A 14,242-nucleotide genomic window follows, 5' to 3' on the forward strand; every position below is an offset into this window, starting at 1 on the left:
ACCGCTCCGCGGGGAGAAGCTACATGTCCAGGCCGATGTCGAGCACCCGGACCGAGTGGGTGAGCGCACCCACGGCCAGATAGTCGACACCGGTGGCGGCGTAGGCGGCCGCACTGTCCAGGGTCAGTCCGCCGGATGACTCCAGCAGCACACCGGGCGCCCGGGAGTCGCGGCGCTGCACCGCGGTCTGGGTCTGCCACACCGGGAAGTTGTCCAACAGCACCAGTTCGGGCCCCTCGGCGAGCACTTCATCGAACTGTTCCAGTGAATCGACCTCGACCTCACAGGCCACGTCGGGGGCGGCGGCGCGGACCGCCCGTAGCGCCGCGGCCACCGAGCCCGCCGCGGCGACATGGTTGTCCTTGATCAGCGCGGCATCTCCGAGCCCCATCCGGTGATTCACCCCGCCACCGACGCGCACCGCGTACTTCTGCAGCACCCGCAGGCCCGGCAGCGTCTTACGGGTGTCGCGGACCTGCGCCGACGTGCCGTCCACGGCGTCCACCCAGGCCGCGGTGGCCGTGGCGATCCCGGACAGGTGACAGATCAGGTTGAGCATGGTGCGTTCGGCGGTCAGCAGCCCGCGGGTGTCGGCCTGCAGGCTCAGCACCACCGCGCCGGGCTGCAGCCGGGCGCCGTCGGCCACCCGGTCGCGCACCCGGTAGGCCTCGCGCCCGAGTACTTCGTCGAGCACCAGCAGCGCGATGTCGACCCCGGCGATCACACCGGCGGCCCGGGTCACCAGCGCGGCCTCGGTCACCGCATCGGCCGGCACCGTCGCGACGGTGGTGACGTCGGGGCCGTACCGCAAGTCCTCGTCCAGGGCCCGGGCGATGATGAGGCGGGCCTCGTCGAGTTCGGTCTGGGACAGCGGCTGCGAAAGTGTCACAGCGCCACCGGCTCCTCGAGCACCACGGCGCCGTCACGCAGTCGGACCGTGGTGCTGCGGGCCTGGCCGGCGTCGGGGCCGGCGTACTCGGCACGATGGTGACAGCCGCGGCTCTCGGTGCGCGCCAACGCGGCCTCGGCGACCACCCGGGCCACCAGCGTCAGCGCGGCGTCCTCGCAACCCTTGCGATCAACGGCGGTCCGCTCCTCGGCGTCCGACAGCAACTCGGCGAGCCGCCGCAGTCCGTCGGCGTCGCGGACCACCGACGCATCGCCAGACATGGCCTGCTGCAGGGTCTGTCGCTCGACTGCGGCCTGCCGGCCCGGTTCGGCGGCGACGGCCTGCACCGGTCCGGCCGCCACGGCGTGAGCGGCTGCCGCCGACCCGGCTCGCTCCCCGACGACCAACCCCTCCAGCAGGCTGTTGGAGGCCAACCGATTCGCGCCGTGCATGCCGGTCCGGGCCACCTCGCCGGCGGCGAACAGCCCGGCCAGCTCGGTGCGGCCGGTGACATCGGTGATGACGCCGCCGCAGCTGTAGTGTGCCCCGGGCACCACCGGGATCGGTTGGCTGACCGGGTCGATACCGGCGTCGTGGCAGGCCGCGGTGACCGTCGGAAACCGGTCTGCGAAGCCGGCGATCCCGCGGGCGTCGAGGTAGACGCAGGCCTCGCCGGTCTCCCGCAGCCGGGTGTCGATGGCGCCCGCCACCACGTCACGCGGCGCCAGATCGCCCATCGGGTGGACCCCGGCGGTGACCGAGTCCCCCCGCGCATCGATCAGTTTCGCGCCCTCGCCGCGCACCGCCTCGGTGACCAGCGGGCGTCTGCTGCCGGCGGCGTCGCTGTAGAGCATGGTCGGGTGAAACTGGATGAATTCCAGATCGCTGACCGCGGCCCCGACCCGCAGCGCCAGGGCCACGCCGTCCCCGGTGGCGCCGGCGGGATTGGTGGTCGCGCGGTAGAGCTGACCCAGGCCACCGGTGGCCAGCACCACCGAGGGGGCGTGGATCACCCCGATGCCGTCGGCGTTGGCCACCAGCACGCCGGTGACCGTGTCGGCATCACGCAGGATCTGCAGCACCAGCTGACCGTGACGGATGTCCAGGCCGGCCGCGGCATGATCCAGTGCCCGCTGCACCTCGGCTCCGGTGGCGTCACCGCCGGCATGAATGATGCGCCGCCGCGAATGCCCGCCCTCGCGGGTCAGCGCCCAGTTGCCGACGAGATCCTGGTCGAATTGCGCACCGGCACCGGCTAATTCGGAGACCGCGCGATAGCCGTCGGCGACAATCGAGGTCACCGCGTCGCGGTCGCACAGTCCCGCACCGGCGGCCAGCGTGTCTGCGACATGGGCCGCCACCGAGTCGTCGGTGCCCGGCAGCACCACCGCGATCCCGCCCTGGGCGTAGTGGGTCGCGGTCACCGCGTATCCGGCGTGGGCCTTACTGAGCACCACCACATTCCGGCCGGCACGGCGTGCGGCGCGCGCGGCGGCCAGCCCGCCGACCCCGGTGCCGATGACGACAACGTCGGCACGCTGCTGCCAGCTGGGGCCACCGATCACTTGCTGACCGGGGCCGAGTGCCCGATCGAAACCATGCGCTGCACGCTGCGGGCCGCCAGCCGCGCGGTCTCGGGGTCGACGTCGACCTCGTCGGCGCCCTCGGTCAGACTGCGCAGCAGGGCCGCGGGAGTGATCATCTTCATGTACTTGCAGGCCGCCTTGGAGTTGACCGCCTCGAAGTCGACCTGCGGTGCCGCCTTTTGCAGCTGGTAGATCATGCCGACCTCGGTGGCCACCAGCACCTTCTGCGCCCGGGTGCGCCGGGCCTCCTCGAGCATTCCGCCGGTGGACAGGATCTTGACCCGCTCCTCGGGGAAGTGGCCCTCGCCGACCAGGTACAGCGCCGACGTCGCGCACCCGCATTCGGGGTGCACGAACAATTCGGCATCCGGGTTCGCCCGGGCCTTCTCCTCGAGGTCGTCGCCGTTGATCGCCGCGTGCACGTGGCACTCGCCCGCCCAGATGTGCATGTTCTTACGCCCGGTGACCCGCGCGACATGCTGGCCCAGGAACTGGTCGGGCAGGAACAGCACCTCGCGGTCCGGCTCGATGGCATTGACCACATCCACGGCGTTCGACGACGTACAGCAGTAGTCGGTGAGCGCCTTGACCGCCGCGGTGGTGTTCACATATGACACCACCACCGCGCCGGGGTGGTCGTCACGCCAGGCCTGCAGGTCCTCGGCGGTGATGGAGTCGGCCAGCGAGCAACCGGCCCGGGCGTCGGGGATCAGCACCGTCTTGTCCGGCGACAGGATCTTGGCGGTCTCGGCCATGAAGTGCACGCCGCAGAACACGATGGTGTCGGCGTCGGTCTCGGCGGCGATGCGGGCCAGCCCGAGGGAGTCCCCGACGTGGTCTGCGATGTCCTGGATCGGCGGCAACTGGTAGTTGTGCGCCAGGATCGTGGCGTTGCGCTGTTTCTTGAGCCGGAGGATCTCGGCCACCCACTCCTGGTCGGGCTCGATACCGCTGTAGCCGGCCGGGGAGTTGATGATGCGGTCGGCCAGGCGGCCCGCCCGCACACCGGTCTCGGTGAGGGTGGTCATGGCGACTCCTCTCGCGAATGAGGTTTTCGACTTACAATCGAAAACATGGTTCATACTAGCACCGCGCATGAGGTGCTCACCGCGGTCTTCCAGGTTGGCGACCTCGACAGCCGCCGCCCCCGACTCAACGTTCTGTTGTGGCAACGGGCTCGAGAACCCCAGCTCGGACGGTGGTCCCTGCCGGGTGGACTGTTGCGCGACGACGAGGACGTGACCACGTCGGCTCGCCGGCTACTGGCCGAGAAGGTGGACCTGCGTGAGATCGCCCACCTTGAGCAGCTGGCTGTGTTCTCCGACCCGGGCCGGGTGCCGGGTGCACGCACCATCGCTTCGACGTTTCTGGGCCTGGTGCCCTCCCCCGCCGACCCCGAACTGCCCGGCGACACGCACTGGCATCCGGTCGACGACCTTCCCCCGATGGCGTTCGACCACGCCCCCATGGTGGAGCACGCCCATAGCCGGCTGGTGGCCAAGATGTCCTATACGAACATCGGATTCGGTTTGGCGCCAACGGAATTCATCATTTCGACGCTACGTGACATCTACAGTGTGGTGCTCGGCTACCAGGTCGACGCCACTAACCTGCAGCGGGTGCTGGTCCGCCGGGGGGTGATCACGCGTACCGGCACCACCGCCCGCTCGGGACGCAGTGGCGGACGCCCGGCCGCCCGGTACCGCTTCACCGATTCCGAATTGCGGGTGACCGACGAATTCGCGGCACTGCGGCCGCCGGGGTGAGTCGGACTGGAATCTTAGTGCCTTCTTAAGCAACAATGCCCGGATGGACTTCGACAGCCTGGCCCGCGAACCCTCTGTCGAGTGGATCGGGCAGGCCCCCCACGAGCCGCTGCAACCCGACGACCGCCCGCTGCGGCCGGCCGAGGACCCGTTCTACGAACCGCCGGCCGGCTTCCAGCACGCCGTGCCCGGCACGGTGCTGCGCTCCCGTGAGGTCGAGCTGGCCTTTTTGGGTCTGATCCCCCAGCAACTGGTCGCCACCCAGCTGCTCTACCGGACCGTCGACCGCAACAACGTCCCGCAGGCGGCGGTGACGACGGTGCTGGTCCCGGCCGACCGTGAGCGCAGCCGCCCCTGTCCGATCGTGTCGTACCAGTGCGCGATCGACGCGGTGGACGGCCGCTGCTTTCCCTCGTATGCGCTGCGCCGGCGGGCCAAGGGTTACGGCTCGTTCACCCAGCTCGAGTTCGTGCTCATCGTGGCGGCCCTCGAGCAGGGCTGGGCGGTGTCGATCCCCGACCACGAGGGACGGGACGGCCGCTGGGGGGCACCGTACGAACCGGGTTACTGCGTGCTCGACGGGGTGCGCGCCGCCGTGGGTGCCGAGCGACTGGGGTTGTCCCGCGACGCCCCGGTGGGCTTGTGGGGCTATTCCGGCGGCGGTCTGGCCACCGGCTGGGCCGCGGAAGTGGGCGGCGATTACGCGCCCGAACTCAACATCGTCGGTGCGGTGCTCGGGTCGCCGGTGGGCGACCTCGGGCACACCTTCCTCGGGTTGGACGGGACGTTCTTCTCCGGGCTGCCCGCGGTGATGATCGCCACCTTGGCGAAGATCTACCCCGACTTGCAGAAGGTGATCGACGATCACGCCACCGCCGAGGGCAAGGCATTGATGCGTTCACTGGAGTCCATGACCACGGTCGGCGCCATCATGCGGATGCACCACAAGTCACTCGCGGAGTTCATCGATCGGCCGCTCCAGCACCTGGTGGAACTGCCTGCGGTACAACACGTCTTCGAGGACACCAAGCTCGGTAACCATGCCCCGAAACCGCCGGTGTTGATGCTGCAAGCCGTTCACGACCAGGTGATTTCCGTCGTGCACATCGACCACTTGGCGGAGGCCTATATCGCCGCCGGCGCCCGGCTGACGTATCACCGCGATCCGCTCAGCGAGCACATTCTGCTGCACCCGCTGTCGGTGCCGATGGTGCTGGACTGGTTACGTGACCGGTTCGCCAACCGGCCGCTGCCGGCAGGCGCGGTGCAGAGCCAGTGGCCGACGCTGCTGAACCCCAAGACCTACCTGGGCCTGGCGCGACTGGGCCTGGTGGCGGCGCGGGTGATCACCGGTGGCGCGCTGCGCCGCCTTCCACTGTGACGGTCGGGGCCGGCGGCAACCGCCTCGCCGGTTCGGGCGGATAGCCGCCCAGGTCATCGTGGGGGCTCCAGGTGGCGCACAGGCCGTACACCAGCGCCGCCGTCGCCGCCGGCAACAGCAACGTGGCCGCGATCTGTAACGGCGTGTGCCCGAAGAACACCGACGGGCCCTCCACGACGTAGTGCACCCGATGCTCGGGAGACACCGGCGCACCGTCCACATCGATCACGCCGTAACGGTGCCGCACCACCGCGCCGCCGAGCAGCATCGCCAGCGCCGCGCTCGCGGTCAGGCCCACCGACAGCCCGGCGACCATGCCGGGGCCCCGGTGGGCACGCCACTGCCAGGCGAGCGTGGCCGCCACCACCGCGACCACCCCCAACATCCCCAGCAGCAGAAACGGTGCGACGAAGAAGTGGTCGGCCTCGTTGCCCAGGTAGGCCTGTACCCGCTCACCGCCCCGGGTGAGTGCCACCACGCCGTGCACCGGTGGCGCGATCCATGCCCACAGCGCTCCCACCGGCAGCCCGGCGATGGCCAAGCCGGCAGCGAGGATCAGGCACGCCCGCCGACGGCTCAGCCGCGGCGCGGCAGGGTCCGACGGTGCAACCGGAGCCGTCATCGCCGGGTGTCCAGGTCGGCAGAATCCACCAGGCCGTGCCGAGAACACTTGGCCCACCAGCCGTCCGGGCGAACCTGCACCATCATCCGGCGTCCGCAGGCGCCGCAGAACCGCGGCGGCTCCAGCCCCAATTGGGCGGCCGTGGGCAGCGAGCCACCGGCGGGATCGTCGCGCTGCACGCCCGTGTAGACGTTGTAGACGCCGGCTCCCACCGGAGCGGGCAGGTCACGGACCATCAGAGGGTGGCGTTGAGCGCCTTGATCGGCATCTGGAGGTCGTCGAGCAGCTCCAAGTCCGTCTCGGCCGGACGGCCCAGCGTGGTCAGATAGTTGCCGACGATGATGGCGTTGATACCGCCCAGGATGCCCTGCTTGGCGCCCAGGTCGCCCAGGGTGATCTCCCGACCGCCGGCGAACCGCAGCATGGTACGCGGCAACGCCAGCCGGAACGCGGCGACGGCGCGCAGCGCATCGGCCGCCGGCAGCACCTCCAGGTCACCGAACGGGGTGCCCGGACGCGGGTTGAGGAAGTTCAGCGGCACCTCGTCGGGGTCCAGCTCGGCCAGCTCGGCGGCGAACTCGGCGCGCTGCTCCAGGGTCTCGCCCATGCCCAGGATGCCGCCGCAGCAGACCTCCATGCCGGCCTTGCCGATCATCCGCAGCGTCTCCCACCGCTCCTCCCAGGTGTGGGTGGTGACGACGTTGGGGAAGTGCGAGCGGGCGGTCTCCAGGTTGTGGTTGTAGCGGTGCACGCCCATCGCGGCCAGCTGGTCCACCTGCTCTTGGGTCAGCATGCCCAGTGAGCAGGCGATCTGGATGTCGACTTCGTTGCGGATGGCCTCGATACCGGCCGAGACCTGGGCCAGCAACCGCTCGTCGGGCCCGCGCACCGCGGCCACGATGCAGAATTCGGTGGCGCCGGTCTTGGCGGTCTGCTTGGCCGCCTCGACCAGGCTGGGGATGTCCAGCCACGCGCTGCGCACCGGCGAGGAGAACAGCCCCGACTGCGAGCAGAAGTGGCAATCCTCCGGGCAGCCACCGGTTTTCAGGCTGATGATGCCCTCGACCTCGATCTCCGGTCCGCACCAGCGCATCCGCACATCGTGGGCCAGCGCCAGTAGCTCCTCGAGCCGGTCGTCGGGCAGCCGTAGCACCTCGAGGACCTGATCGGCCCCCAACGCCTCGCCGCGCTCCAGAACCTGTTCACGGGCCAGCGCCAGGATGTCGTCGGTCACACGTGCTCCCCTCAAGACTTGAACGGTGTTCAGGTTAGGGTAACGGGGTGCAGCTGCACAAACGTGACGTGGTCGCCGCGGCGGCCACCATCCTGGACGACTACGGCATCGCCGACCTGTCGATGCGCCGGGTGGCGCGCGAGCTGAACGTCAGCCCCAGCGCGCTTTACTGGCATTTCGCCAACAAACAGCAACTGCTGGGGGCGGTCGCCGACCGCGTGCTGGCGCCGGCCTGCGTCGACCCCGGGCCGGGCGGCTGGCAGTGGCGGATCCAGACCGTGGGTGAACGCCTGCGGGATGCGCTGCTGTCTCACACCGACGGCGCCGAATTGGTGTCGGCCAGCATGGCGGCGGGTCAGTCCCGGGCGGCCACCGACATCCTGGCCCTGCTGGCGGAGGCGGCGACGGCCGCAGGCGTGCACCCGGATCAGGCCGGGCAGGTCGCCCGCACCGTCGTCTACTACGTCTTGGGATTCACCGCCGACGAACAGTCCCGGCTGCAGTGGGACGCCGCCGGGGCTGCCGAGATCACGCCCGAGGCCGACCCGAGCAGCGCGTTCGCGTTCGGGCTGGGATTGCTGATCGACGGGCTGACGATGCGGGCCGGAGCGACGCTCGGCTAGGACCGGAGCCCGTGCTTCGCCGAGTTAGAAGGGCGGCGGGTCGTCGTCTGCGGTGGCGTCGCCTTGGGGAAACCAGACGGCTTCGAAGGCGGCGCGTCGTGCTTCGCGAGCCTTGCGATTCTGGTTGCGTTCGGTGGTGATGCGGGCCGCGCGGTGTTGGGCGCGGGTGCGCCGGCGGCGGGGCATCATCGCGGTGCGATCGCCACAGCGGTCATCGTCACGTGGCTGCGGTGCCGGTAGTTCTGCGGTGGGTGCACACAAGCCCGGGAACAGCCACGCACTGCCCGGGGTGGTGACGTAGGTCTGCCCCGCCGGCGAGGTCAGGATCACCGTCCCGTCCGGCAGTTGCTGATCGCGCCAGCCCCAGAACGTCTTCACCAAATGATGTGTGCGGCAATAGCATTTGAGATTCGAGGGATGGGTGAGTCCGCCCGAGCCACGCGGAATCGTATGGTCGATGTCGCAGTCAGCTGCCGGTCGATCACAGCCGGGCCACCGGCAGGTCAGGTCCCGACACCGCACAAAGTCAGCCAACGCTTTTGAGGGCACATACCCGGGCTCGGGCGGGGCGTCAGTGGGGTGCACCAACGACACCAACCGGGCGGATCGGGCGAGCTCAGCGATCAACTCCGGCGGGATCAGCCCATCAGCGTCGACCAAGGAGCCCGGCACATCACCGGTTCCGTCGACGGTGGCCTGCTCAGCGATGACGTGAATGACCACCGGTGAGGCGGCCGGTCGCCCCGACGCTGCGCAGTCGGGGCGACCGCAACGGCACCCCAGCCGCTCGGCTCGCACCGCCAGCGCCCCCATCGCGTCGGCACGGCGCTGCTCACGAGTGCGGGGATCGTGTTCACACACCGTGGCGGCCAGCGCATCCAATGCCTTATCCAGCGCACGCGCATCGGGGGTGAACATGCTGCCCTGAATCTCCGACAGCCCGCCTTCGAGAAAGGTGCCGAACAGAATCTCGCGTTCGGCTTGGCGATCCTTGCGGCGCCGTACCGCATCCTTATCGGCCTTGGCGACGATCTTGTCGATGCGTGCCGCCAACCGGCTCATGGTCAGCGACGGCCAGCGCGTCACCTGCGCCGCCAACTGGGTATCCACGGCCGCCAATACCTCACGATCGGTGATCAACCCCGTGCGATACACGATGGTCTGGAACAGCCGGATATCGATATCACCGGCCGCAAACACCTGCGCCACCTGCGGCAAATCCTCACGCATTGCCCTGGCATACCGCAGCCGACTGCCCGCGAGCCCTTGGCTGATCCGTAACGCCGCCGCCACCTCCGCAGCCACTGCCGCCTCGGTATCGACCGCCCACTCCTCGGTCTCACCGCACGCGCTCAGCCGCAGCGCAAACAACTCCCCGATTGCCACCAGGTGCGCTGCTGCCGCCCGGTTCTCCGCCCGCGCCGAGGCCGCGATGCGATCCACCAACGCCGCCGACTCCGGCGTCGTCGCCGGATAACGCCGCCGAAACCGCTCGTTGAGCCGCGCGACCGACTCTGGAGACGGAAGCCTCGGTGAAGGGGGTTCGAACATACGTTCGATGCTACCAGGGCCTACTGACTCAACTATGACTCAACTATTTGGCAGGGTCGCGGTATTCACAACGGCTGGGCGGTCAGACCCGATACTCGGTGCGGGTGTTGCCATCCCAGCGTCGCAATCCGATGAATCGGCCGGTGATCTCACCGCGCCCGGCGATGCGCTGGGCGCGGCCCAACTGCGCCGGGCCGACGCGCCGGGCCAGCGTGACGTGGGCGGTCCACCGGCCGGGCGCGACGTTGGACATCGGTCCCGGAAGCAGGTGCGGGGCGCACACCCGGTACACCTGCGCATGCAGGTCCAGTAGCTCGACGGTCGGTACCACCAGCCGGGCAAGCACACCGTGGGAGCGCCCGAAGATCACCGTCGCGCCCAAAATGCAGTCGATCGGCAGCCGGTCGGCGACTGCGGCCAGTTCCCCGTCGACCCGGGCATCGATGCGCTGGGCGACCGCCAGGGTGACGTGCGGTCGGGCGGCCGGCGCCTGGCTGGGCACTCCGGCCGCGGCCAGCTGCGCCCAGATATCGCGGACCGTGGTCTCGGTGGCGGCGTCGAAGACCAACTCGATCGAGTGCACCATCGCTCAGCCCGCCAGCGCGCGCACCCAGCCGACATCGAACGCGGTGCAGCTCATCTCGGCGAACTCCGCAAGGTCCAGGGCCGCCGATCCCTCCGGCAGCGCGGCGCGCACCGGCGCCAGCCTGGCCAGCGCCGCACGATTGGAGGTGGCGACGGCGTCGGGCTGCCCGGGCCAGCTGCCGATGATCAGTCCGGCGCATGACAGGCCTTGTCCGGCAAGGGATTCCAGCGTAAGAGCGGTGTGGTTGAGGGTCCCCAGTTCGGCGTTGACCACCACCAGCACGGCGGCACCGAGGTCGACGGCAAGGTCCCGCAGCGTGACTCCGTCGGCGGCCAGCTCGACCAGCAGTCCCCCGGCGCCCTCGACCAGGGTCAACCGGTCGGGCCGGTCGGCGGCGCGGATCGCCCCGAGCAACTCGGCGCGGGTGGGCAGGGCCATCCCGGCCAGCTCGGCGGCGACCTGCGGGGCCAGCGGGGCCGGGTACCGGGCGGTCCCGAACAGCTCGGTGGCCCCGCACAACCGGCCGACTTCGGCCAGGTCATCGTCGCCGTCGGCGGTGCCGGTCTGTACCGGCTTGCACACCGCCACGTCCAGCCCGGCCTGGCGGGCACAGCAGGCCAATGCCGCGGTGGCGATGGTCTTCCCGACCCCGGTGCCGGTGCCGGTGATGACCAGGACGGTCATTGCGCCGCGGGGCGGTGGTCGCGCAGCACCTGGGTCAGCACCCGGCCGGCCAGCGCGAGATCTCCCTCGGTCAGCGACGCCCGCGCGGTCAACCGCAGCCGCGAGGTGCCGGCCGGCACCGTCGGCGGCCGGAAACAGCCCACCCGCACCCCGGCATCCAGGCAGGCGGCCGCGGCCGACACCGCGGTCTCGGCGTCGCCGAGAATCACCGAGACCACCGCGGACTCCGGGCGTTCGGGCACTCCGCAGACCGCGGCCAGCGTGCGGGCGTGGCGCAATACGTCGGTGGCGCGCGACGGCTCCGCGGCCAGCACGCCCAGGGCGGCCGACGCAGCGCCGAGCGCCGCCGGCGCCAGGCCGGTGTCGAAGATGAAGGTCCGGGCGGCGTCGATGAGATGATCGCGCACCGCGACCGGTCCCAGCACCGCCCCGCCTTGACTGCCCAGTGCCTTGGACAGCGTCGTCGTCATCACCACGTCGGGCGCCCCGGCCAACCCGACCTCGTGTACCAGACCGCGGCCGCCGTCGCCGCGTACACCGACCGCGTGTGCCTCGTCGACGATCAGCAACGCGCCGTGCCGGCGGCATACCTCGTGCAGCTCGCGCAGCGGGGCCAGCGCCCCGTCGGCGCTGAACACCGACTCCGTGATGACCACGGCGCGCTCCTCGGCACGGTCTGCCAGGGCCGCGGCCACCGCGTCGACGTCACGGTGACCGGTGATGACCACCCGCGCCTTCGACAACCGGCAGGCGTCCACCAGCGACGCGTGGCAGTAGGCGTCGGAGACCAGCAGCGAGCCCGGCCCCGACAGGCTCACGACGGCGCCGATATTGGCGGTGTAGCCCGAGGAGAACACCAGGCCCGCCGGCGCACCGACGAAGTCGGCCAAGTCCTGCTCGAACCGGGCGTGCAGTTCGGTGTTGCCGGTGACCAGCCGGGACCCCCCGGCGCCGCCGCCCCAGGTCTGCAGTGCCTCGACCCCGCCGGCGATGACGGCCGGGTGCGCCGAGAGCCCGAGGTAGTCGTTGGAGGCCAGGTCCAGCTCGGTGGCGACGGCGGGCCGCACCCGCAGCGAGCGCCGCAGCCCGTCCTGGCGACGCTGCTGCTCCACTTCAGCCAGCCAGGCCAGCGGAGACAGATCCGTGCGGGTCACCGTGCACTCCCTCGACGACAGTTGAACACCGTTCAGGTTAAGGCACGGACCACGCCGAGCATCGCGGCACCGATCCGGGCGATCTCCTCAGGCGTGCAGACATACGGCGGCATCGTGTACACCAGGTTGCGGAACGGGCGCAGCCAGACCCCGTGGGCCAACGCGGCCGGCGTGGCCACCGCCAGGTCCACCGATTCCCGGCATTCGATGACCCCTATCGCGCCGCACACCCGCACATCGGCGACACCGGGCAGATCGCGGGCCGGCGCCAGCGCGGCGGTCAGCCCGGAGCCGATTTCGCCGACGCGGGAACGCCAGTCCTGGCCCAGCAGCAGCTCGGTGCTGGCGACCGACACCGCGCAGGCCAGCGGGTTGGCCATGAAGGTCGGGCCGTGCATCAGGGCGCCGGCCTCCCCGCCGCTGATGGCATGCGCGATCTCGGTGCTGCACAACGTGGCGGCCAGGCTGAGGTAGCCGCCGGTCAGCGCCTTGCCGACGCACATGATGTCCGGGCTGACACCGGCATGCTCGGCGGCGAACAGCTCACCGGTGCGGCCGAAACCGGTGGCGATCTCGTCGAAGATGAGCAGCACGCCGTGGCGGCTGCAGGCCTCGCGCAGATCCGACAGGTAACGCGGGTCATGGAAGCGCATCCCACCGGCGCCCTGGACCACCGGTTCGACCACCACGGCCGCCAGTTCGTCGCGGTGACGCTCCAGTTGCGCCTCGAACGCGGCGGCGTAGGCCGGGTCGTAATCGCGGGGCACCTGTGGGGCGAACAGCTGCCGGGCCAGCACCGAATGTTCGCCGGTCCACAACGTGTGCATGCCGCCGTCGGGGTCGCAGATGCTCATCGGGGTGAACGTGTCGCCGTGGTAGCCGCCGCGCCAGGTCATCAGCCGGTGCTTGCCGGGGCGGCCGCGCGCGCGCCAGTACTGCAGCGCCATCTTCACCGCCACCTCGACCGACACCGAACCCGAGTCGGAGAAGAACACCGTGTCCAGCCCGGCCGGGGTGATGTCCACCAGCAGCTGTGCCAGCCGGGCGGCCGGCTCGTGGGTGAGCCCGCCGAACATGACGTGGTTCATGGTGCCCAGCTGCGCGGTCAGCGCGGCGTCCAGCGTCGGATGGCCGTGCCCGTGGATCGCGGTCCACCAGGAGCTCATGGCGTCGAGCACGTCGACCGGGGCGTCATCGACGATCAGCGTCAGGTAGGCACCCCGGGCCGCCACCGCCACCGTCGGGGCCGGCGCTTCGGCCCCGATCGTGCTGTAGGGGTGCCACAGGTGTGCGGCGTCGATCGCGCTGATCTGCTCGGGACTCAACGCGGACATGACTGACGACAGTAATGCGGGCGGCGACCGGCGTAACCGTTCGGTCACAGGTTGCCCAATTTCTCGGCAGCCGCAGGGAACCCCGCGTAAGCGCCGGTACGATCTGTGACAGGAGTGACCAATGATGCTGCCGTGATTACCGGCGCGAAAGGAGATGACCGATGAAACGCATCTGCGCCACCGCGATCGCACTGGCAGCGGCAATGGCCCCGACGTTGAGCGCCGCCGGCCCGGCCGGGGCCGACCCGCTCTCCCAGACCGGCCACAACCAGCTCATCGACCGCGTGGTCCAGCGCGCGCTGTCGCAACGCGGCGTGCCCTTCGTCTACGGCGGCGGCGACATCAACGGCCCGACCAACAACGCACGGGCCAGGGCGGCCACCACCCGCGGCGCGCTGACCGATCTCACCGGCCGCACCAGCCGGCCCGGCGGCCCCATCGCGGCCGGCAGCACCATGCCCGGCCTGCCGGGAACCACGCCGGCGCCCGGCGAGGACATCCCCGACACCACCACCGTCGGGTTCGACGCCTCCGGCCTGATCCAGTACGCGTTCGCCGGCGCCGGCATCAAGATGCCGCGCACCTCCGGCGAACAGTGCAGCGTCGGGCAGAAGGTCCCGCCCGCGCAGGCCCGAGCCGGCGACCTGCTCTGCTACGGGCCGGGCGGCACGCAAAGCGTCGCACTGTACCTCGGCAACAATCAGATGATCGAGGGCACCAGCCCGGCGGTCACCGTATCGCCGGCGCGTACCTCCAACATGGTCCCGTATCTGACCCGGGTGATCCCCTGACACACCCGGCGGACGTCACACCGGTTGGAATGCGGTTTCTA

At 70.4% G+C, this 14,242-nt stretch carries 15 protein-coding genes; 4 read left to right on the top strand and 11 right to left on the bottom strand.

Annotated features, from left to right (window positions below):
• Positions 1-19 precede the first annotated feature (19 nt).
• The 3 genes from nadC to nadA are packed head-to-tail and all read right to left on the bottom strand — an operon-like array spanning position 20 to position 3,503.
• Positions 20-871 (bottom strand): carboxylating nicotinate-nucleotide diphosphorylase, encoded by an 852-nt coding sequence (gene nadC / locus ACAG20_RS03650; RefSeq protein ID WP_370491734.1) that lies wholly within the window; start codon positions 869-871, stop codon positions 20-22.
• Positions 872-885: 14 nt separating this feature from the next.
• Positions 886-2,451, bottom strand: coding sequence for an L-aspartate oxidase (locus ACAG20_RS03655; RefSeq protein WP_370491735.1), 1,566 nt, complete (start codon positions 2,449-2,451; stop codon positions 886-888).
• A complete protein-coding gene (gene nadA, locus ACAG20_RS03660) occupies positions 2,451-3,503 on the bottom strand; it encodes a quinolinate synthase NadA (RefSeq protein ID WP_370491563.1) in 1,053 nt (350 codons plus the stop codon). Before nadA ends, ACAG20_RS03655 begins: the two co-directional genes overlap by 1 nt.
• Positions 3,504-3,548: 45 nt before the next feature.
• Between nadA and ACAG20_RS03665 the strand changes: the two genes are divergently transcribed.
• Positions 3,549-4,241: an NUDIX domain-containing protein gene (locus ACAG20_RS03665; RefSeq protein ID WP_370491564.1), complete on the top strand. Its 693-nt coding sequence runs from the start codon at positions 3,549-3,551 to the stop codon at positions 4,239-4,241.
• A 43-nt stretch (positions 4,242-4,284) separates the two neighbouring features.
• The gene (locus tag ACAG20_RS03670; protein ID WP_370491565.1) at positions 4,285-5,622 is read left to right on the top strand and encodes a lipase family protein; all 1,338 of its coding nucleotides are present in this window, start codon (positions 4,285-4,287) and stop codon (positions 5,620-5,622) included.
• Here the strand turns inward: ACAG20_RS03670 and ACAG20_RS03675 are convergent.
• From ACAG20_RS03675 to bioB, 3 genes are read right to left on the bottom strand one after another with little or no spacing between them, the layout of a single operon-like run.
• On the bottom strand, positions 5,588-6,244 hold the full coding sequence (locus ACAG20_RS03675; protein WP_370491566.1) for a DUF2567 domain-containing protein: 657 nt from the start codon (positions 6,242-6,244) through the stop codon (positions 5,588-5,590). The genes ACAG20_RS03670 and ACAG20_RS03675 overlap by 35 nt on opposite strands.
• Complete coding sequence (locus ACAG20_RS03680; RefSeq protein WP_370491567.1) at positions 6,241-6,480, bottom strand: hypothetical protein; 240 nt, start codon at positions 6,478-6,480, stop codon at positions 6,241-6,243. The genes ACAG20_RS03675 and ACAG20_RS03680 overlap by 4 nt, the downstream gene beginning before the upstream one ends.
• Entirely contained in the window at positions 6,480-7,511 is a 1,032-nt protein-coding gene (gene bioB, locus ACAG20_RS03685) for a biotin synthase BioB (protein ID WP_370491736.1), read from the bottom strand. Before bioB ends, ACAG20_RS03680 begins: the two co-directional genes overlap by 1 nt.
• 14 nt (positions 7,512-7,525) lie before the next feature.
• Here bioB and ACAG20_RS03690 point away from each other — a divergent pair, with 14 nt between their 5' ends.
• Positions 7,526-8,101: a TetR/AcrR family transcriptional regulator C-terminal domain-containing protein gene (locus ACAG20_RS03690; protein ID WP_370491568.1), complete on the top strand. Its 576-nt coding sequence runs from the start codon at positions 7,526-7,528 to the stop codon at positions 8,099-8,101.
• Between the two features lie 24 nt (positions 8,102-8,125).
• On the opposite strand, the gene ACAG20_RS03695 is transcribed toward ACAG20_RS03690, so the two are convergent.
• The 5 genes from ACAG20_RS03695 to ACAG20_RS03715 all read right to left on the bottom strand — a co-directional run bounded on the left by ACAG20_RS03695 (position 8,126) and on the right by ACAG20_RS03715 (position 13,410).
• Positions 8,126-9,652, bottom strand: a complete 1,527-nt coding sequence (locus ACAG20_RS03695; protein ID WP_370491569.1) for an HNH endonuclease signature motif containing protein — start codon at positions 9,650-9,652, stop codon at positions 8,126-8,128.
• An 82-nt stretch (positions 9,653-9,734) separates the two neighbouring features.
• Positions 9,735-10,238: a 2'-5' RNA ligase family protein gene (locus ACAG20_RS03700; protein ID WP_370491570.1), complete on the bottom strand. Its 504-nt coding sequence runs from the start codon at positions 10,236-10,238 to the stop codon at positions 9,735-9,737.
• A 3-nt stretch (positions 10,239-10,241) separates the two neighbouring features.
• On the bottom strand, positions 10,242-10,922 hold the full coding sequence (bioD, locus tag ACAG20_RS03705) for a dethiobiotin synthase (protein WP_370491571.1): 681 nt from the start codon (positions 10,920-10,922) through the stop codon (positions 10,242-10,244).
• A complete protein-coding gene (locus tag ACAG20_RS03710) occupies positions 10,919-12,076 on the bottom strand; it encodes an 8-amino-7-oxononanoate synthase (protein WP_370491572.1) in 1,158 nt (385 codons plus the stop codon). The genes bioD and ACAG20_RS03710 overlap by 4 nt, the downstream gene beginning before the upstream one ends.
• A 32-nt stretch (positions 12,077-12,108) precedes the next feature.
• Positions 12,109-13,410: an adenosylmethionine--8-amino-7-oxononanoate transaminase gene (locus tag ACAG20_RS03715; RefSeq protein ID WP_370491573.1), complete on the bottom strand. Its 1,302-nt coding sequence runs from the start codon at positions 13,408-13,410 to the stop codon at positions 12,109-12,111.
• Positions 13,411-13,571: 161 nt separating this feature from the next.
• Between ACAG20_RS03715 and ripD the strand changes: the two genes are divergently transcribed.
• The gene (gene ripD / locus ACAG20_RS03720) at positions 13,572-14,201 is read left to right on the top strand and encodes an NlpC/P60 family peptidoglycan-binding protein RipD (protein WP_370491574.1); all 630 of its coding nucleotides are present in this window, start codon (positions 13,572-13,574) and stop codon (positions 14,199-14,201) included.
• The last annotated feature ends 41 nt before the right edge of the window (positions 14,202-14,242 follow it).

Source organism: Mycobacterium sp. pW045 (assembly GCF_041287085.1).
GTDB lineage: Bacteria > Actinomycetota > Actinomycetes > Mycobacteriales > Mycobacteriaceae > Mycobacterium > Mycobacterium algericum_A.

What these genes read in the sequence shown, in the direction of transcription:
- ripD (WP_370491574.1), top strand. Translation starts at nt 13,572, where the DNA reads ATGAAACGCATCTGCGCCACCGCGATCGCACTGGCAGCGGCAATGGCC.
- ACAG20_RS03675 (WP_370491566.1), bottom strand. Translation starts at nt 6,244, where the DNA reads ATGACGGCTCCGGTTGCACCGTCGGACCCTGCCGCGCCGCGGCTGAGC.
- ACAG20_RS03715 (WP_370491573.1), bottom strand. Translation starts at nt 13,410, where the DNA reads ATGTCCGCGTTGAGTCCCGAGCAGATCAGCGCGATCGACGCCGCACAC.
- ACAG20_RS03670 (WP_370491565.1), top strand. Translation starts at nt 4,285, where the DNA reads ATGGACTTCGACAGCCTGGCCCGCGAACCCTCTGTCGAGTGGATCGGG.
- bioD (WP_370491571.1), bottom strand. Translation starts at nt 10,922, where the DNA reads ATGACCGTCCTGGTCATCACCGGCACCGGCACCGGGGTCGGGAAGACC.
- ACAG20_RS03700 (WP_370491570.1), bottom strand. Translation starts at nt 10,238, where the DNA reads ATGGTGCACTCGATCGAGTTGGTCTTCGACGCCGCCACCGAGACCACG.
- ACAG20_RS03695 (WP_370491569.1), bottom strand. Translation starts at nt 9,652, where the DNA reads ATGTTCGAACCCCCTTCACCGAGGCTTCCGTCTCCAGAGTCGGTCGCG.
- nadA (WP_370491563.1), bottom strand. Translation starts at nt 3,503, where the DNA reads ATGACCACCCTCACCGAGACCGGTGTGCGGGCGGGCCGCCTGGCCGAC.
- ACAG20_RS03665 (WP_370491564.1), top strand. Translation starts at nt 3,549, where the DNA reads ATGGTTCATACTAGCACCGCGCATGAGGTGCTCACCGCGGTCTTCCAG.
- ACAG20_RS03680 (WP_370491567.1), bottom strand. Translation starts at nt 6,480, where the DNA reads ATGGTCCGTGACCTGCCCGCTCCGGTGGGAGCCGGCGTCTACAACGTC.